The sequence below is a fragment of the Paracoccus solventivorans genome (genome assembly GCF_900142875.1).
GTDB lineage: Bacteria > Pseudomonadota > Alphaproteobacteria > Rhodobacterales > Rhodobacteraceae > Paracoccus > Paracoccus solventivorans.
The window spans coordinates 49,126-66,843 of record NZ_FRCK01000004.1 but is presented as its reverse complement, the minus strand read 5'-3'; the positions used below and the strand labels follow the sequence as shown (position 1 = coordinate 66,843).

Sequence of the window (17,718 nt, the reverse complement as noted above, 5' to 3'; positions counted from 1 at the left end):
GGACTGTGCCACGCAGGGGGCGGCGGCGGCAACAGGTGGGGCGGCCACAGGGCGGACGAGGAGGGCGCGGCGAACGCGCCGCAAGCCATGGGCGACAGCCGCGCGGCAGCGGGGGCGAGCGTCAGGCCAGCGCCTTCTGCCCCGCGTGGTCGGCCGCAAGCTCGGCCACGATCCCCGGCAGTTCCGCGAAATCGGCAAACAGCGCCACATGCGGCAGCGCCTCGGGGGCGGTCTTGCGATAGCCTTGGGTGTGCAGGATCAGCGCCACCCCGGCGGCGGCGGCGCAGGTGGCGTCGACCTCGCTGTCGCCGATGTAAAGTGCGGGCCCGCCGCCGCAGGCTGCGATCGCCAGATGCAGGGGTTCCGGGTCGGGCTTGCGCTGGGGGGCGCTGTCACCGCCGATGATCGCGGCGAAATGGTCCAGCAACCCCAGATGCCGCAGCACCGCCCGCGCCGGCGCCACCGGCTTGTTGGTGCAGATGCCCAGCACATGCCCCTGCGCCGCCAGCGCCGTCAGCGCCGCGGCCACGCCGTCATAGGGGCGGGTCAGCGCCACCGCATCTTCGTAACGCGCGCCAAAGGCGGCGATCAGCCGCGCCGTGCGCACGGGGTCCGCGATGCCATGCGCGCCCAGCAGCCGCTCGACCAGATGCGGCACGCCGCGGCCGATGAAGCTGCGCACCGTGGGCAGGTCCAGTGGCGCCAGCCCCTCGGCCGCCAGCACCTCGTTCGAGGTCTGGTGGATGTCGGGGGCGCTGTCGATCAGCGTGCCGTCCAGGTCGAAAATCAGGATCATGCCGGCTCCCTCAGCAGCATTTCCAGCGCCGCGGGCGTGGAGATATCGGTGAAATCCGCCACCAGCGGGCAGTCGTCCGGGAAGGCATCGCCCCGCGTATAGGTGGCGGGCGAGACCACGCAGCGCAGCCCCGCCGCCCGGGCCGACAGCAGCCCGTTCAGCGAATCCTCCAGCGCCACGGCGTGGGCGGCGGGCAGGCCCAGCCGCCGCAGCGCCAGCAGATACACGTCGGGGGCGGGTTTCTTTGCCGCCACCTCGTCGCCCGCGGCGATCACGTCGAACACCTCGGAGGCGTCGCGCCCCATGGTGGCGCGGATCAGCGCGTCGATATTCGGGCGGCTGGTGGTGGTGGCGATGGCTAGACGCAGGCCGCCCGCCCGGGCCGAGGCGATCAGCGCCGCGATCCCCGGGCGAAGCGCGATCTCGCCCCCCGCCATCAGCGCGGTATAGCGCTCGGTCTTGGCGCGGTGCAGCGCGGGGATGTCATGGGCGGCGGGGTCGATTCCGCGGTCGGCCAGGTCGTGGGCGATGCGTTCCTTGCCGCCGGTGACGCGCAGCAGCTCGCGATAGCGGTGCTGGTCCCAGTGCCAGCCCAGCCCCTGCGCGGCAAAGCAGTCGTTGAAGGCGCGGCGATGCAGCTCCTCGGTCTCGGCCAGGGTGCCGTCCACGTCGAAGATGATCGCCCGCAGCGTCATCCCAGCGCGCCTTCGGCCGCCGCCCTGATCGCGGCGATGTTCTCGCCATAGGGCGCGCTGTTCGACACCGATCCGCCCCGGAACACCGCCGAGCCCGCGACCAGCACATCCGCCCCGGCCCGCGCCAGAGCCGGCGCGGTGGTCGGATCGACGCCGCCGTCGATCTCGATATGCACGGGGCGGTCGCCGATCATCGCGCGCAGGCGGCGCACCTTGTCGGTCATGTCGATGAATTTTTGCCCGCCGAACCCCGGGTTCACCGTCATCACGCAGACCAGATCGGCCAGGTCCAGCAGATGTTCGACCGATTCCGCCGGAGTGCCCGGGTTCAGCGCCACGCCCGCGCGGGCGCCCGCGCCGCGGATCGCCTGCAGGGTGCGGTGGATATGCGGCCCGGCCTCGACATGGGCGGTGATGATGTCGGCGCCGGCCCTGGCAAAGGCGTCGATATAGGGATCGACCGGGGCGATCATCAGATGCACGTCCATCACCGTGCGCACATGCTTGCGGAACGCCGCCACCGCGGGCGGGCCAAAGGTAATGTTGGGGACGAAATGCCCGTCCATCACGTCCACATGCACCCAGTCGGCGCCCTGATCCTCGACCGCGCGGATCTCGCGGCCGAAATCGGCGAAATCGGCCGAGAGGATCGAGGGGGCGATCTTGATCGAGCGGTCAAAGTCCATGGGCATCGTCCTTGCTGCGGCCAGAGTCGGGGTCGAGCCCGCCGGAAAACACCCGGCTCGCCCTGAGGTCGGGGGCAGTGATAATGCACAGATCGTCCGCCGTCACGGGCCGATCCTGCGTGAACAGCCGGTTCGCCTGCCGCAGCCGCGCCCGGTCCAGCGCATTGCGGATCGACCGCGCATTGGCGAAATGCGGCTGCGCCCGGCGCAGGGTGACATATTCCGCCATCGCCGCCTGCGCGCCCGGATCCAGCCGATAGCCCTGCGCGTCCAGCATGGCGCCGGCGATGCGGCCCAGTTCGTCGTCGGTATAGTCGGGAAAGTCGATGTGATGGGCGATGCGCGAGCGGAACCCCGGGTTGGCGGAAAAGAACCGGTCCATGCGGTCGGCATAGCCGGCCATGATCACCACCAGGTCGTCGCGGTTATTTTCCATCACCTGCAGCAGGATCTCGATCGCCTCTTGCCCGTAATCGCGTTCGTTGTCGGGCTTGTAGAGATAATAGGCCTCGTCGATGAACAGCACGCCCCCCATGGCCTTTTTCAGCACCTCCTTGGTCTTGGGGGCGGTGTGGCCGATGTACTGGCCGACCAGATCGTCGCGGGTGACGCTGACCAGATGGCCCTTGCGCACATAGCCCAGCCGGTGCAGCAGCCCGGCCATCTTCTGCGCGACGGTGGTCTTGCCGGTGCCGGGGTTGCCGGTGAAGCTCATGTGCAGGGTGGGGGTGTCGTGGCTCAGCCCCAGCCGGGCGCGGGCGCGGTCCACCAGCAGCAGCGCCGCGGTCTCGCGGATGCGGCTCTTGACCGGGGCCAGCCCGATCAGCTCGCGGTCCAGCTCGTCCAGGACCTCGCGCACGCCGGATTCTTCATACTCGGCCCGCAGGTCGATGCTTACAGGCGCTACCTCGTCCATCGCTGGCTCCATCTTCATCATGAAAATATCCCGCGGGGGCCCGGGGGCGCGAAGCCCCCGGTGCGACCGCGCCGCCTAGCGCGCCACCTCATGGGTGTAGCGGATCGAGCGCCCGTCCACCTCGGTCCGGCGCATGATGATCCGCGGCTCGACCGCCGGGCGGTGGACGATGAAGCTCATCGTCACCGTTTCCAGCCCGCGGGCGTTGTCGAAGGCGTTCATGCGGATATAGCTGTCGGGGTTGGCCTTGCGGCAGTCCTCCAGCTCCATCATCACGCCCTTGGCGTCCTTCAGGTCGAACATGGGGTTGCCCCACATCTCCCAGAAGGTGTTCCGCGGGTGCGGCTCGTCGGTGTATTCGATGCCGATGGCCCAGTCGCGGGCAAGGCAGTATTCGACCTGGGCGCTGATCTCCTCATCGGTCAGGTCGGGCAGGAAGCTGAAGCAGCCCTGGGTGATGCGCATCTGATCCTCCTCACGAAACGCTGGCGGTGGGAACAAAGTCCGAGGTGTCGGTCGAGCTGTAGTTGAAGGTGATGTTGCCCCACACATCCAGCGCGGCCTCCAGCGGCTTGCACCATTTGGCGGCGCGGCGCAGGACTTCGGGGCCTTCGTTGGCGATGTCCACGCCCTCGTTGCGGGCCTTGACCATGGCTTCCAGCGCGACGCGGTTGGCGGTGGCGCCGGCCTGGATGCCCATCGGGTGGCCGATGGTGCCGCCGCCGAACTGCAGCACCACGTCGTCGCCGAACAGGTCCAGCAGCTGGTGCATCTGCCCGGCGTGGATCCCGCCCGAGGCGACCGGCATCACCTTTCTGATGTCGCCCCAGTCCTGGTCAAAGAACAGCCCGCGCGGCAGATCGACGGCGTTATGGGTCTCGCGGCAGACGTTGTAGAACCCCTGCACGGTCATCGGGTCGCCTTCCAGCTTGCCGACCGCGGTGCCGGCGTGGATATGGTCCACCCCCGCCAGCCGCATCCACTTGGCGATCACGCGGAAGCTGATGCCGTGGTTCTTCTGCCGCGTGTAGGTGCCGTGGCCGGCGCGGTGCAGGTGCAGGATCATGTCGTTCTGCCGGCACCATTCGGAAATCGACTGGATCGCGGTATAGCCGATGATCAGGTCCACCATCACGATCACGCTGCCCAGCGACTTGGCGAACTCGGCACGGCGATACATCTCCTCCATCGTGCCGGCGGTGATGTTCAGGTAATGGCCCTTGACCTCGCCGGTCTGGGCGGTGGCCAGGTTCACCGCCTCCATCACGTAAAGGAAGCGGTCGCGCCAGTGCATGAAGGGCTGCGAGTTGATGTTCTCGTCGTCCTTCATGAAGTCGAGCCCGCCCTTGAGCCCCTCATAGACGACGCGGCCGTAGTTCTTGCCCGACAGCCCCAGCTTGGGCTTGGTGGTGGCGCCCAAGAGCGGGCGGCCGAACTTGTCCAGCCGCTCGCGTTCCACCACGATGCCGGTGGGCGGGCCCTTGAAGGTCTTGCAGTAGGCCACCGGCAGCCGCATGTCTTCCAGCCGCGCCGCCAGCAGCGGCTTGAACGAAAACACGTTGCCGATGATGGATGCGGTCAGGTTGGCGATGGACCCTTCCTCGAACAGGATCAGGTCATAGGCGACATAGCAGAAATACTGCCCCGGCTGGCCCGGCACCGGTTCGACCTTGTAGGCTTTCGCCCGATACTGGTCGCAGGCGGTCAGCCGGTCGGTCCAGACCACGGTCCAGGTCGCGGTCGAGCTTTCGCCCGCCACCGCCGCCGCCGCCTCGATCGGGTCGACGCCATCCTGCGGGGTGATGCGGAACAGCGCCAGCAGGTCGGTGTCCTTGGGCTGGTAATCGCCGTCCCAATAGCCCATCTGCGCGTATTTCAGCACGCCGGCCTGATAGCGTTTCTTCTTGTCGGTGATTTCGGTGGTGCTCATCTCGTTCATGGGTGTTTCCTCCCCTGATGCGGCCTTGGCCGCGGTGATTGCTGGCCCTCAGGCGGCTTTCGCCGCCGCGTTGGCGGGGTTCAGCGTCCCCGCGGCATAGCGTTTCGCCATTTCGTCCATCGGGATGACCTTGATGCGGCTGGCGTGGCCGGCGGTGCCGAAGCGCTCGAAGCGGTCGCGGCACAGGGCGGTCAGCTCGTCCATCGCCGGGATCAGGAACTTGCGCGGGTCGAACTCGGCCGGGTTCTCGCGGGCGATGCGGCGGAACTGGCCGGTCATCGCCATGCGGCAGTCGGTGTCGATGTTGACCTTGCGCACGCCCATGCGGATGCCGCGCTCGATCTCTTCGACCGGGACGCCCCAGGTCTGGGGCATCTCGCCGCCGTTCTGGTTGATCAGATCCTGCAGATACTGCGGGACCGAGGATGAGCCGTGCATCACCAGATGCGTGCCGGGCAGGCGCTGGTGGATCGCCTCGATCACATGCATCGCCAGGATCTCGCCGTCAGGCTGGCGAGTGAACTTGTAGGCGCCGTGCGAGGTGCCGCAGGCAATCGCCAGCGCGTCGCATTTCGTCCGCATGACGAAATCCACCGCCTGATCGGGGTCGGTCAGCAGCTGGCTTTCGTCCAGCTTGCCCTCGGCGCCCGAGCCGTCCTCGGCCGCGGCTTCGCCGGTTTCGAGGCTGCCCAGCACCCCCAGCTCGCCCTCGACCGAGGCGCCGACGGCGTGGGCGGCCTCGGCCACCCGGGCGGTCACCGCGACGTTATAGTCATAGTCGGCGGGGGTCTTCATGTCCTCGTGCAGCGATCCGTCCATCATCACGCTGGTAAAGCCGTGGCGGATCGCGGACATGCAGGTGGCCAGGTTGTTGCCGTGGTCCTGATGCAGGCAGATCGGGACGGTCGGGTTCATCTCGGCCAGCGCCTGCACCATGTGGCGCAGCATGATGTCGCCGGCGTAGCTGCGCGCGCCGCGGCTGGCCTGCAGGATCACCGGCGCGTCGGTCTGGGCCGCCGCCTTCACGATGGCGAGCCCCTGTTCCATGTTGTTGATGTTGAAGGCGGGGACGCCGTAGCCATGTTCGGCGGCGTGGTCCAGCAGCTGTCGCAGCGTGATAAGGGCCATGGGTCACTCCGTGATGAGGTTGCGGGCGGCATCTGCCACGGCCTCGACCGTGATCCCGAAATGCCGGTAAAGATCGGGGGCGGGGGCCGAGGCGCCAAAGCCGGTCATGCCGACAAAGCCGTCGGTGGTGCGCAGGATCGCCCCGTCCCAGCCCTGCCGGATCGCGGCCTCAACGCCCACGCGCGGGGCATCGCCCAGCACCGCGGCGCGGTAATCCGCGGGCTGGGCCGCGAACAGCTCGAAGCTGGGGGCGCTGACCACGGCGGCGATGATGCCCTGTTCGGCCAGCAGATCGGCGGCGGCCAGCGCGATTTCCACCTCGGACCCGGTGGCGATCAGCGTGGCCTGACGGTCGCCGGGGTCGCGGAGACAATAGGCCCCAAGCGCCGTCAGGTTGCGGTCGGCCCGGTCGCGCAGCGTGGGCAGGTTCTGCCGCGACAGCGCCAGCAGCACCGGGCCATCGGTGGCTTCCATGGCGATTTCCCAGCTTTCCGCGGTTTCCACCGCATCGGCGGGGCGGATTACCGTCAGGTTCGGGATTGCCCGCAGCGAGGCGAGATGCTCGACCGGCTGGTGGGTCGGGCCATCCTCGCCCAGCCCGATGGAGTCGTGGGTCATCACATGGGTGACCGGCACCCCCATCAGCGCCGCCAGCCGGATCGCCGGACGCGAATAATCGGCAAAGGCCAGGAAGGTCCCGCCATAGGGGCGGAAGCCGCCATGCAGCGCGATGCCGTTCATCGCAGCGGCCATCCCGTGTTCGCGGATGCCGTAATGGATATAACGCCCACCGTAATCCGCCCGCGTCACTAGTCGCATCCCCGCGCTGCGCGTCAGGTTCGAGCCGGTCAGGTCGGCCGAGCCGCCCACCGTGTCGGGCAGCGCCGCGTTGACCACCGCCAGCGCCAGCTCCGACGCCTTGCGGGTGGCGATGCTGGGGCGGTCGGCCAGCAGCCGCGCCTTGTGCCGGGCCATGGCGGCGTCCAGCACCTCAAGCCCGCCGCGGGACTGCGCCTCGTCGAAGCCCTCCCGGTCGGGGTGGGCGGCGTGGCGCGCCTGCCATGCCGCGCGGGCCTGCGCACCGCGGCGCGCGATCGCCTGCCAGGCGTCGCGCACGGCGGGGTCGATCTCGAACGGCGCGTGCGGCCATTCAAGATGCGCGCGGGCGGCGGCGATTTCCTCGGCTCCCAGCGGCGCGCCGTGGCAATCGGGGCTGCCCTGCTTGTTCGGCGCCCCCCAGCCGATGACCGAGCGGCAGGCGACCAGCGACGGGCGCGGGTCCTCCTGCGCCGCCTGGATCGCCGCGGCGATGCCGCCCGGGTCGTGGGCGTCGCAGGCCACCGTATGCCAGCCCGCGGCCGCGAACCGCGCCATCTGGTCGGTCGAGGTGGACAGCTCGGTGCCGCCGTCGATGGTGATGCGGTTGTCGTCCCACAGCACCACCAGCCGGCCCAGCCCCAGATGCCCGGCCAGGTCGATGGCCTCGTGGCTGATCCCCTCCATCAGGCAGCCGTCGCCGGCGATGACCCAGGTCCGGTGATCGACCAGCGCGTCGCCCCAGCGGGCATTCGCCATGCGTTCCGCCAGCGCCATGCCGACGGCCGTGGCCAGCCCCTGGCCCAGCGGCCCGGTGGTGACCTCGACCCCCGCGGCATGGCCGTATTCGGGATGCCCGGCGGTGCGCGCGCCCAGCTGGCGGAAGCGCTTGAGCTCCTCGGCCGGCATGTCGGCATAGCCCAGCAGGTGGTTGACCGCGTAAAGCAGCATCGAGCCATGCCCCGCCGACAGCACGAAACGGTCGCGGTCGGGCCATTGCGGATCGGCGGGGTCCAGCGTCACGAAGCGCCGGAACAGCACTGCCGCCACATCCGCCATGCCCATCGGCATCCCCGGATGCCCCGAGTTCGCAGCCTGCACCGCGTCCATGGTCAGCGCCCGGATCGCGTTCGCCATCGCGCGGGTGGTGGCTTCGAAACTGGTGGGTGCGTTCATGGCTCAGGCCCTCCGCGCGGTTTCGACAAGGCGCTGGACCATCGGCGTCAGGATCAGCTGCATTGCCAGGTCCATCTTGGGCCCCGGAATGACGATCGAGTTCGCCCGGCTCATCCACGAGCCCTGGATCATCTGGGTCAGATAGGCGAAGTCGATCCCCCGCGGGTTTTTGAAGCGGATCACCACCAGGCTTTCGTCCGGGGTCGGGATCCAGCGCGCGATGAACGGGTTCGAGGTGTCGACCACCGGCACCCGCTGGAAATTGATGTCGGTCTGGGTGAACTGGGGTGTGATCACATGCACATAATCGTGCATCCGCCGCAGGATCACATCGGTCACCGCCTCGGTCGAATAGCCGCGGCTGGCCTTGTCGCGGTGGATCTTCTGGATCCATTCCAGGTTAATGACCGGCACCACCCCGATCTTCAGATCCGCGTGCCGGGCGATGTCGATGGCGGGGGTTTTCACCGCGCCGTGCAGCCCTTCGTAGAACAGCAGGTCGCTGCCGTCCTCGAAATCGGCCCAGGGCGTGAAGCTGCCGGGCGCCGCGCCCCAGCGTTCCGATTCGCGGTCGTCGTGGACATAGTGGCGGGTCTGGCCGCGGCCGGTTTCGCCGTAGATGCGGAAGATGTCCTCCAGCCTTTCCAGCTCGTTGGCGTCGATGGAAAAATGGCTGAAGGTGTTGTCCCCGGCGGCGGTGCGCCGCGCCAGCTCGTCCTTCATCGCGGCGCGGTCGTAGCGGTGGAAGGCGTCGCCCTCGATCGAGACGGCGCGGATGCCCTCGCGCCGGAAGATCTGGTCGAAGGTGGCCTTGACGGTGCTGGTGCCCGCGCCGGAACTGCCGGTGACCGAGATGATGGGATGCTTCTTGCTCATGGGATCCTACTGCCGGAAGAGGCCGCGTTGGCCGAAAAGGGCGGCGACTTCCTCGTGCGGAAGGTCGTGATAGGCGGCGACGCGATGCACCTTGACGGGGGTGCCGAAAACCAGCGGCGTGCGTTCGTGCAGCGCCTGCGGCACAAGGTCGAGGATCGGGTCGCAGCCGTCGGTGGCCGCACCCCCCGCCTGTTCCACCAGCAGCGCGATGGGCGCGCATTCATAGACATGGCGCAGCCGGCCGTGGTCGTAGCCGCGCCGCGCGTCGGCCGGATACAGGAAGATGCCGCCGCGGGTGATGATGCGATGGGTTTCCGCCACCAGCGAGGCCACCCAGCGCATGTTGAAGTTCTTGTCGCGCGGCCCGGTTTCTCCTGCCAGGCAGTCGTCGATATAGGCCCGCACCGGCGGCGCCCAGTGCCGATAGTTCGAGACGTTGATCGCGAATTCGTTCGACCGTTGCGGGATCGCCAGCGGCCCCGCCGGCTCGAACCGCCCGGTTTCCGGGTCCAGCACCCACAGCGCGGTGCCCCGGCCCAGCGTCAGCACCAGCGCGGTCTGCGGCCCGTAGATCACATAGCCCGCCGCCAGCTGCTCGCGCCCCGGGCGCAGGAACGAGGCCAGCGGATCGTCCTGCGCCGGCAGGATGGAAAAGATGGTGCCGATCGACATGTTGACGTCGATGTTCGAGGACCCGTCCAGCGGGTCGATCGCCAGCGCCAGCGGCGCGCCCGGGGTCAGGGGCACCACCTCGTCGCGTTCCTCGGAGGCATACCAGCGCACCGGCGCGCCCTGCAGCGCCGCGAACACCGCGCGGTCGGCGATCAGGTCCAGCGCCTTCTGGCTGTCGCCGTCGCTGTTTTCGCCGACGGTGGCGCCGTGGCGTTCCAGCGGGCCGCGGGCGATGCGGCGCGACAGCTCGCGGGCCACGCGGGCCAGGGTGCGGATCACCTCGGCCACCTCGGGCTGCGTGGCCAGATCGGCCAGACCGATATCCTCGGCTGCTGTCATCGTCCGCTCTCCTCCCCAGACCGACGTGATTTCTGGATTGATCATGCGGGCGGTGTAAGCATAGTTAAATTTAATAATGTAAAAGAATGGTTCCGAAAAATTGAATCCACGGTTGGAAGCCATCACCCTGCGGCAGCTGCGTGCGCTGGATGCGGTGGCGCAGGCGCGCTCGATCACCGGGGCGGCGCAGGCGCTGGGGCTGACCGCGCCGGCGGTGCACAGCCAGCTGCGGGTGCTCGAGGATGCGGTCGGGGCGGCGCTGGTGTTTCGCGACGGCGCCCACGCCTTCCAGCCCACCCCGGCGGGCGAGGCGCTGCTGCTGGGCGCGCGCCGCGCCGATGCGGCGCTGCGGGCGGCGCTGGGCGACATCGAGGCGCTGCAGCAGGGGCGCGCCGGGCGGGTGGTGCTGGCGGTGGTCTCGACCGCCAAGTATTTCGTTCCCGCGCTGGTGGCCGAGCTGGGCCGCAGCCTGCCGGGGATCGAGATCATCCTGCGGGTCGGCAACCGCGACTGGGTGGTGGCGGCGCTGCGCGACGGCACCGTGGACATGGCGATCACCGGCCGCCCCCCGCGCGAACCCCGCGTGACCGCCGCCGACATCGGCCCGCACCCGCATGTGCTGATCGCGCCCCCCGCGCATCCGCTGGCCGTCCTGCCCGAGGTGCCGGCGCAGGCGATTCTGGCCGAGCCGCTGATCCTGCGCGAGCCGGGGTCGGGCACGCGGCTGCTGGCGCAGCGCTTCCTCGACCGGCTGGGCGAGGGGCAGAGCTACGCCGCCATCGAGATGGATTCAAACGAAACGATCAAGCAGGCGGTCATGGCCGGGCTGGGAATCGCGCTGATTTCTGCCCACACCGTCGCCGACGAACTGAAGTCGCGGCGGCTGGTGGCGCTGCGCCGGCCCGACCTGCCGATCATCCGCCGCTGGTTCCTGCTGCACCGCGAGGACACACCGCCCACCGGCGCCGCGGGCACCGTCTGGCAGGATATCCTGTCGCGCGAGGGACGGTTCCTGCCGGCGGCGTGAGCGGGAAGACCGGGCAGGGCCCGGCCTGCCTTCGGCAGGGGTATTTGGGCCAGAAAGAAGTCCATGGCGGGGGCAGGGGCAGAGGTTGGGCCGGCGTGGGTGCGGAGGATAAGCGAGGCGGATGCGGGGAAGAGGGCCTTCTAGTGAATAGGTGTCGAGGGGACGCGGCGGGAAGGCGGTGGGGCGCAACGGGTCCGGGGCGGTGCGCAGCCGGGGTGCGGAGGGTGTCGGTGTCGGTGGCGTCGGCGCCGGGCGGCATTGCAGGGGTGCGGCGCCGGGTGAGGCAGTGGCGAGGTGCGCCGTGCCGGAGAAGGCGAAGAGGGCGCGCGGACGCGGACGCGGGCGAGCAGGTGCAGCGACAGCGGGTGGGCAGATTCGTGAGGCGAGCGCGGCTGGCGCAGGCGCGCGGATGCGGACGCGGCTGAGCTGGGATGCGAGAGGCGGGCCCCGGCGGATGGCCCCCTCAGCGCTCCGTGCCGCGTTTCAGCGGGTGGCCGGGGGCGTCGCTGCCGGGGGGCGGGCGGCCCTCGGCGCGGTCGCGGTGCAGGGCGGCGCGGCCCAGCACCATCAGCGTGACCGGCGCGGTCACCATCATCATGATGCCCAGGAACAGCTCGTGGATCACCGGGCGCGAGCCCAGCGTCGAATACATCAGCACCGATCCGACCAGGATTCCCGCCGTCCCCCAGCTGACCCCCAGCGTCGGCGCGTGCAGCCGTTCGTAGAAGCTGCCCAGCCGCAGCAGCCCGACGGTGCCCAGCAGCGTCAGCACCGTGCCGATCAGCACGAACAGCGCGATCAGCACCGCGATCAGCGGGTGGATCTGGTCGAGATGGCTCATTCGATCACCTCGCCGCGCATCAGGAACTTGCCCATCGCCGTGGTGGCGACGAAGCCCAGCGTGCCGATGACCAGCGCCGCCTCGAACTGATAGACGGTGCCGTGATACATTCCGGCGACCACCAGCAGCAGCATGGCGCAGACATAGGCGGAATCGAGCCCCAGCACGCGATCCTGTGCCCGTGGCCCGTAAAGCGCCCGGATCACCGCCAAGAGCAGCGCCACCGCCAGGCAGACCTGCGAAAACACCAGCACCGCCGAAAGCAGGGTCGCGCTCATTCGAAGATCTCCAGCAGCAGCGATTCGTATCGGGACTTGATGATATCCACCCAGTCGTCGGATTCGAGCAGGTCGAAGACATGCAGCAGCAGCCGCCCCTCGCGCGGGTCGTATTCGATCCAGGCGGTGCCGGGGGTGGCGGTGACGATCATGGCAAGGATCGCCAGCGCGTGCTGGTTGGTCAGCTCCAGCGGGATATGCACGAAGCCGGCGCGGCGGCGGTGGTCGCGGCCCTGGGTCACGATCAGCCGCGCCACCGCGATGTTCGAGCGGATGATGTCGCCGCCGACCCGCAGGAACAGCCGCAGGATCTGGCGCGGGCGGCGCACCCGGATCGGGTCCGGGGTCAGCCGCCGATAGGCCAGCCCCGCCAGCACCGCCACGATCGCTGCCAGCAGCAGCTGCCCGGCCGAGACCTCGGTCAGCACCAGCCACAGCAGCGCGATGACGGCAGACACCAGCGGATGTGGGAACAGCGTCATGGCTGCACCTCGCCCGGGGCGGGGGGCTCGGCCGTGTCGGAGTCGGGGGCGTCGGAGGCCAGCGCCTCGGGGCCGACCGGGGGGGCGGTCATCACGCCGCCGATATAGACGGCGTTTTCGGTCAGGGCGTTGGCGGTGCGGTCCAGATAGCGCAGCGCCGGTTCCGCCTGCACGGTCAGCAGCGCGACGGTGCCGACCAGCATCAGGATCGGCAGCGCCTCCATCACCGGCAGGGGCGGGTCCTCGCCATTGGCCCACAGGCTCTGGATCCCCCAGCGCATCAGCGCGATCAGCGTGCAGAGCCCCGACAGGATCAGCAGCACCACAAAGGCCCAGTGCCCCCACATCCCCGGCAGGGTCCAGGCGCGCTGCACCGCGCCCGACAGCATCCCGAACTTGCCCAGGAACCCGGCCAGCGGCGGCAGCCCGGCCACCACCAGCACGCAGACCAGGAACGCCATGCCCAGCAGCGCGGTGGCGCCGGGGATGGCGGTGCCCTCTTCCCGGGGCTCGTCATCGTCTTCCTCGGGGTCGAGGCCGTAGACCTCGGCGGTGACCGCCAGCAGCCCGGCGATGCCCTCTTCCTTGCGGCCGATGGGCTCGGCCAGCAGGAACAGCGCCGCCAGCCCCAGGGTCGAGGCGAACATGTAGTAGAGCGCCCCGGTCAGCATCGGCGCGTCGTCGTAGATCATCGCCAGCCCCGCCACCGCCAGCAGCGTCCCCGAGGACACCAGCACCAGATTGCCGGTCATCCGCCCCAGGTCCTGCGCCGCCAGCACCCCGAGCGAGCCATAGGCCATGGTGGCCATGCCCCCCATCGCCAGCACCTGCGCGCCGAAGCCCGCCGATTCGCCCGCCGCCGGGCCGAACAGCAGCAGGCCCAGCCGGATGATCACATAGGCGCCGACCTTGGTCAGCAGCGAAAACACCGCGCCCACCGGCGGGGCGGCGGCGCCATAGGCGTTGGGCAGCCAGAAGCACAGCGGCCACATCGCTGCCTTGATCAGGAACGCCCCCGACAGCAGCGCGGCGGCGGCGTGGATCATCGGGCGGTCGGCCTCGGACAGCCGCGGGATGCGGGTGGCCAGATCGGCCATGTTCAGCGTGCCGGTGGTGCCGTAGATCAGCGCCACCCCCAGCAGGAACAGCATCGCCGCCAGCAGGTTGACCGCGATGTAATGCAGCCCCGCCCCAACCCGGACGCGCCCCGAGCCGTGCAGCAGCAGCCCGTAGGAGGCCGCCAGCATCACCTCGAAGAACACGAACAGGTTGAACAGGTCGCCGGTCAGGAACGCCCCGTTCACCCCCATCAGCAGGAACTGGAACAGCGCGTTGAAATGCTGGCCGTTGCGGTGCCAGCCCGCGCCCGCATAGATCAGCGCCGGCAGCGCCACCACCGAGGTCAGCAGCAGCATCAGCGCCGACAGCCGGTCCAGCACCAGCACGATGCCATAGGGCGAGGGCCAGTCCCCCAGCAGATACAGGGTGACGATGTTGCGCCCCAGCTCGGACGAGCCGCCGGCCCGCAGGATCAGCGCGATCGCCACCCCCAGCTGCAGCACGCAGGAGATCAGCCCCAGCCCCAGCTTCAGCCGGCGCTGGCGTTCGTCGTACATCAGCATGATCGCACCCGCGATCAGCGGGATCAGGATCGGCAGCACGATGATGTGGGGCGGAGGCGTCACTGCTCGCGCTCCTTCCCGTCGACGTGGTCGGTGCCGGTCAGCCCGCGCGAGGCCATGATCACCACCAGAAACAGCGCCGTGGTGGCAAAGCCGATGACGATGGCGGTCAGCACCAGCGCCTGCGGCACCGGGTCGGCATAGCGGTCGGGGTTCACGAAGCCGCCCTTGGGCATGATCGGGGCGGCGCCGGTGACCAGCCGCCCCATGGCAAAGATGAACAGGTTGACGCCGTAGGACAGCAGGCACAGACCGACGATGACCTGGAAGGTCCGCGGCCGCAGCGCCAGCCAGACGCCGGATCCGACCAGCACCCCGATGCCCAGCGACAGGGTCAGTTCCATCACGCGCCCTCCTGCTGGTGCGCCTGTTCCTCGATGCGGTTCTCGCGTTCCTCGGCCGCGGCGACCGGGTCGGCGGCGTCGGCAGCTTCGCGCGCGCGCAGGCGGGCCGAGCGCAGCGACTGGTGGGCGATGGCGATCTGCATCAGCACGGTCGAGCCGACCACCACCGCGAACACCCCCAGGTCAAAGACCATGGCAGTCGCCGCCGGCACCGGGCCGATCAGCGGCAGCTCCACATATTGCGCGTGGGCGGTCAGGAACGGATAGCCGAACAGGAAGGCGCCCATGCCGGTGCCGGCGGCGATCATCAGCCCCAGCCCGATCCAGCGCACCGGCAGGATGGTGATGCGGCTTTCGATCCAGCGCACGTCGGTCGCCAGATATTGCAGCAGCAGCCCGATGGCGAAGGCGACGCCGGCGGCAAAGCCCCCGCCCGGCAGGTCGTGGCCGCGCAGGAACAGATAGGCCGCGATCGCCACCGACACCGGGAACATCCACTGCATGATGATCGCCGGGATCATCATCATCTGGTCGCGGCGGGTCGGCTCGGCCGCGGCCTCGCGCCCGGGGTCGAGGGGGGGCAGTTCGTTGAAGGTCTGCTGCGAGGGCTGGGCCACGCTTTCCGGGGCCGGGCGGAAGCGGCGCAGCAGCGCATAGCAGGTCAGCGCCACGATCCCCAGCACGGTGATCTCGCCCATAGTGTCGAAGGCGCGGAAATCCACCAGGATCACGTTGACCGCGTTGGTGCCGCCGCCCTCGGCATAGGCGTTGCGGCGGAACCAGTCGCCGATGGAGAGCCCCGGCGGCACGGTCATCACGGCGAATGCGATGGCCGCGACCCCGGCCCCACAGGCGGCCGCGATCACCAGGTCGATGGCGCGGCGGGTGCGGGCCGGCAGGCGCTTGTCGCCCTCGATCTCCTGCAGGCGCTTGGGCAGCCAGCGCAGCCCCAGCAGCAGCAGCACGGTGGTGATGATCTCGACCAGCAGCTGCGTCACCGCCAGGTCGGGGGCGGAAAACCAGGCAAAGGTCATCGCCGTGACCAGCCCCGCGCCCCCCAGCAGCGCCAGCGCCGCAAAGCGGTGATACTTGGCCAGCGCCGCCGCCCCGATGGCGCAGGCGATCCCGGCCAGCCACAGCAGCGCGAAGCCCGGGTCCATCCGGTCCCACAGCCCGCGCGGCACCAGCCGGCCCGCCCCCCACAGCGCCCAGGCCGCCGCGGACAGGCTGAGCAGCACCACCAGCCGCAGCTGCACCTGCAGCCGGTTGCTGCCGGTGACGCGCGACAGGAACACCGGCCATTTCCGCGTCACCACCAGCATCAGCCGGTCGAAGATCTGCTGCCCGCGCAGCAGGCTGAGGAAGCCCGGCGCCTCGTTCGCCTGCGACAGCCGTCTGGAGAACAGGAAATAGAACAGCGCCCCCAGCACCAGCGCGGTCAGGCTCATCTTCAGTGGGGTGTTGAAGCCGTGCCACAGCGCCAGGCTGTAGCGGGGCGCGGTATCGCCCAGCACCGCCAGCACCCCCGATTGCAGGATGGCGCCGATCAGTGCCTCGGGCCAGAAGCCGACCAGCAGCACGATGGCGACCAGCAGCTCGACCGGGCGGCGCATCCAGACCGGAGGCTCGTGCGGTTCCTTGGGCAGGTCGGTGGCCAGCGGGCCAAAGAACACCGCTGCGATGAAGCGCAGCGAATAGGCGACGCTGAACACGCTGGCAAAGGTGGCGATATAGGGCAGCCAGCGGTCCAGCCAGGTGCCGTTGTGCCAGTCGGCGGCCTCGGCAAAGAACATTTCCTTGGACAGGAAGCCGTTGAGCAGCGGCACCCCCGCCATGGCGGCGGCGGCGACGATCGCCAGCAGCGCCGTGCGCGGCATGGCGTGGCGCAGCCCGGACAGCTTGCGCAGGTCGCGGGTGCCGGTCTCATGGTCGATGATCCCCGCCCCCATGAACAGCGAGGCCTTGAAGACCGCGTGGTTCATGATGTGGAAGATCGCGGCGACGATGGCGGTGCCGCTGCCCATCCCGACCAGTGCGGTGATCAGCCCCAGATGGCTGATCGTGGAATAGGCGAGCAGCCCTTTCAGGTCGTTGCGCCAGGTCGCGATCACCGCGCCGATGACCAGCGTGACCATGCCGGTCCCGGCCACGACCCAGAACCACGCATCCGTCGCCCCCAGCACCGGCGAGAACCGCACCAGCAGGAACACCCCCGCCTTAACCATGGTGGCGGAGTGCAGATAGGCGCTGACCGGGGTCGGCGCGGCCATGGCGTTCGGCAGCCAGAAATGGAACGGGAACTGCGCCGACTTGGTGAAGGCGCCCAGCAGGAACAGCCCCAAGATCCACAGATACCACGGATGCCCGCGCACCAGATCGCCCGCGCGCAGCACGTCGTCCAGCTGGTAGCTGCCCACCGCCTGCCCCAGCAGGATCATGGCGGCCAGCAGCGCGATCCCGCCGGCGGCGGTGACCACCAGCGCGGTCCTGGCCCCGTCGCGGGCGCCGGCGTTCTGGTGCCAGTAGCCGATCAGCAGGAACGAAAACAGGCTGGTCAGTTCCCAGAACACCACCATCAGGATGATGTTGCCGGCGATCAGCACCCCCACCATCGACCCGGCAAAGGCCAGCAGGAAGCCGTAGAACCGCGGCACCGGGTCCGAGGGCGCCAGGTAATAGCGCGCATAGATCACCACCAGCAGCCCGATGCCGTAGACCAGCAGCAGCATCAGCCAGGAAAACCCGTCCAGCCGCAGCGTGACATCCAGCCCCAGCGAGGGCGCCCAGCTCAGGCTGCGCGACACCACCTGCCCCGCCGTGACATCCTGGAACAGCACCGCCAGCGCCAGCAGCCCGGCGACCATCACCGAACCCGCCAGCGCCACCTCGGCGTTGCGGGCCGAAACCGGCATGGTGACAGCCGAAACCGCCCCGATGAAGGGCAGCACCGCAAGCAGCAAGAGCAGGTTCTCGGCCAGCATATGTCCGGTCGGTCGCCTTTCGTCGTCACGGCGGCGCGGCGGGC

At 69.4% G+C, this 17,718-nt stretch carries 17 protein-coding genes; 1 reads left to right on the top strand and 16 read right to left on the bottom strand.

The genetic code is table 11. The features are described from left to right. Positions 1–121 precede the first annotated feature (121 nt). The 10 genes from gph to BUB57_RS08050 are packed head-to-tail and all read right to left on the bottom strand — an operon-like array spanning position 122 to position 10,039. Entirely contained in the window at positions 122–796 is a 675-nt protein-coding gene (gph, locus tag BUB57_RS08095; RefSeq protein WP_073065026.1) for a phosphoglycolate phosphatase, read from the bottom strand. Then, positions 793–1,491 carry an HAD-IA family hydrolase gene (locus tag BUB57_RS08090; RefSeq protein WP_073065023.1) on the bottom strand — a complete coding sequence of 233 codons (699 nt, stop codon included), beginning with the start codon at positions 1,489–1,491 and terminating at the stop codon, positions 793–795. Before BUB57_RS08090 ends, gph begins: the two co-directional genes overlap by 4 nt. Then, positions 1,488–2,177: a ribulose-phosphate 3-epimerase gene (gene rpe, locus BUB57_RS08085; RefSeq protein ID WP_073065020.1), complete on the bottom strand. Its 690-nt coding sequence runs from the start codon at positions 2,175–2,177 to the stop codon at positions 1,488–1,490. Before rpe ends, BUB57_RS08090 begins: the two co-directional genes overlap by 4 nt. Continuing rightward, positions 2,167–3,111, bottom strand: coding sequence for a CbbX protein (gene cbbX, locus BUB57_RS08080; protein ID WP_234952027.1), 945 nt, complete (start codon positions 3,109–3,111; stop codon positions 2,167–2,169). The genes rpe and cbbX overlap by 11 nt, the downstream gene beginning before the upstream one ends. 57 nt (positions 3,112–3,168) lie before the next feature. Continuing rightward, a complete protein-coding gene (locus BUB57_RS08075) occupies positions 3,169–3,558 on the bottom strand; it encodes a ribulose bisphosphate carboxylase small subunit (protein WP_073065017.1) in 390 nt (129 codons plus the stop codon). A 10-nt stretch (positions 3,559–3,568) separates the two neighbouring features. After that, positions 3,569–5,032: a form I ribulose bisphosphate carboxylase large subunit gene (locus tag BUB57_RS08070; RefSeq protein WP_073065014.1), complete on the bottom strand. Its 1,464-nt coding sequence runs from the start codon at positions 5,030–5,032 to the stop codon at positions 3,569–3,571. Between the two features lie 48 nt (positions 5,033–5,080). Next, positions 5,081–6,160, bottom strand: a complete 1,080-nt coding sequence (gene fba, locus BUB57_RS08065) for a class II fructose-bisphosphate aldolase (RefSeq protein ID WP_073065010.1) — start codon at positions 6,158–6,160, stop codon at positions 5,081–5,083. A 3-nt stretch (positions 6,161–6,163) separates the two neighbouring features. Next, entirely contained in the window at positions 6,164–8,152 is a 1,989-nt protein-coding gene (gene tkt, locus BUB57_RS08060; protein ID WP_073065007.1) for a transketolase, read from the bottom strand. Between the two features lie 3 nt (positions 8,153–8,155). After that, entirely contained in the window at positions 8,156–9,028 is an 873-nt protein-coding gene (locus BUB57_RS08055; RefSeq protein ID WP_073065004.1) for a phosphoribulokinase, read from the bottom strand. 6 nt (positions 9,029–9,034) lie between these two features. Beyond that, a complete protein-coding gene (locus BUB57_RS08050; protein ID WP_073065001.1) occupies positions 9,035–10,039 on the bottom strand; it encodes a class 1 fructose-bisphosphatase in 1,005 nt (334 codons plus the stop codon). Between the two features lie 112 nt (positions 10,040–10,151). Here BUB57_RS08050 and BUB57_RS08045 point away from each other — a divergent pair, with 112 nt between their 5' ends. Beyond that, positions 10,152–11,066 (top strand): LysR family transcriptional regulator, encoded by a 915-nt coding sequence (locus tag BUB57_RS08045; protein ID WP_084732040.1) that lies wholly within the window; start codon positions 10,152–10,154, stop codon positions 11,064–11,066. Between the two features lie 463 nt (positions 11,067–11,529). Here the strand turns inward: BUB57_RS08045 and mnhG are convergent, their stop codons facing one another. From mnhG to BUB57_RS08015, 6 genes are read right to left on the bottom strand one after another with little or no spacing between them, the layout of a single operon-like run. Then, a complete protein-coding gene (gene mnhG, locus BUB57_RS08040; RefSeq protein WP_073064995.1) occupies positions 11,530–11,907 on the bottom strand; it encodes a monovalent cation/H(+) antiporter subunit G in 378 nt (125 codons plus the stop codon). Then, positions 11,904–12,185 carry a K+/H+ antiporter subunit F gene (locus BUB57_RS08035; RefSeq protein WP_073064992.1) on the bottom strand — a complete coding sequence of 94 codons (282 nt, stop codon included), beginning with the start codon at positions 12,183–12,185 and terminating at the stop codon, positions 11,904–11,906. Before BUB57_RS08035 ends, mnhG begins: the two co-directional genes overlap by 4 nt. Next, positions 12,182–12,667 (bottom strand): Na+/H+ antiporter subunit E, encoded by a 486-nt coding sequence (locus tag BUB57_RS08030; protein ID WP_073064987.1) that lies wholly within the window; start codon positions 12,665–12,667, stop codon positions 12,182–12,184. The genes BUB57_RS08035 and BUB57_RS08030 overlap by 4 nt, the downstream gene beginning before the upstream one ends. Continuing rightward, on the bottom strand, positions 12,664–14,352 hold the full coding sequence (locus tag BUB57_RS08025) for a monovalent cation/H+ antiporter subunit D (RefSeq protein WP_073064984.1): 1,689 nt from the start codon (positions 14,350–14,352) through the stop codon (positions 12,664–12,666). Before BUB57_RS08025 ends, BUB57_RS08030 begins: the two co-directional genes overlap by 4 nt. After that, positions 14,349–14,693, bottom strand: coding sequence for a Na+/H+ antiporter subunit C (locus BUB57_RS08020; RefSeq protein WP_073064980.1), 345 nt, complete (start codon positions 14,691–14,693; stop codon positions 14,349–14,351). Before BUB57_RS08020 ends, BUB57_RS08025 begins: the two co-directional genes overlap by 4 nt. Continuing rightward, on the bottom strand, positions 14,693–17,674 hold the full coding sequence (locus tag BUB57_RS08015) for a monovalent cation/H+ antiporter subunit A (RefSeq protein ID WP_073064975.1): 2,982 nt from the start codon (positions 17,672–17,674) through the stop codon (positions 14,693–14,695). The genes BUB57_RS08020 and BUB57_RS08015 overlap by 1 nt, the downstream gene beginning before the upstream one ends. Positions 17,675–17,718: the final 44 nt, after the last annotated feature.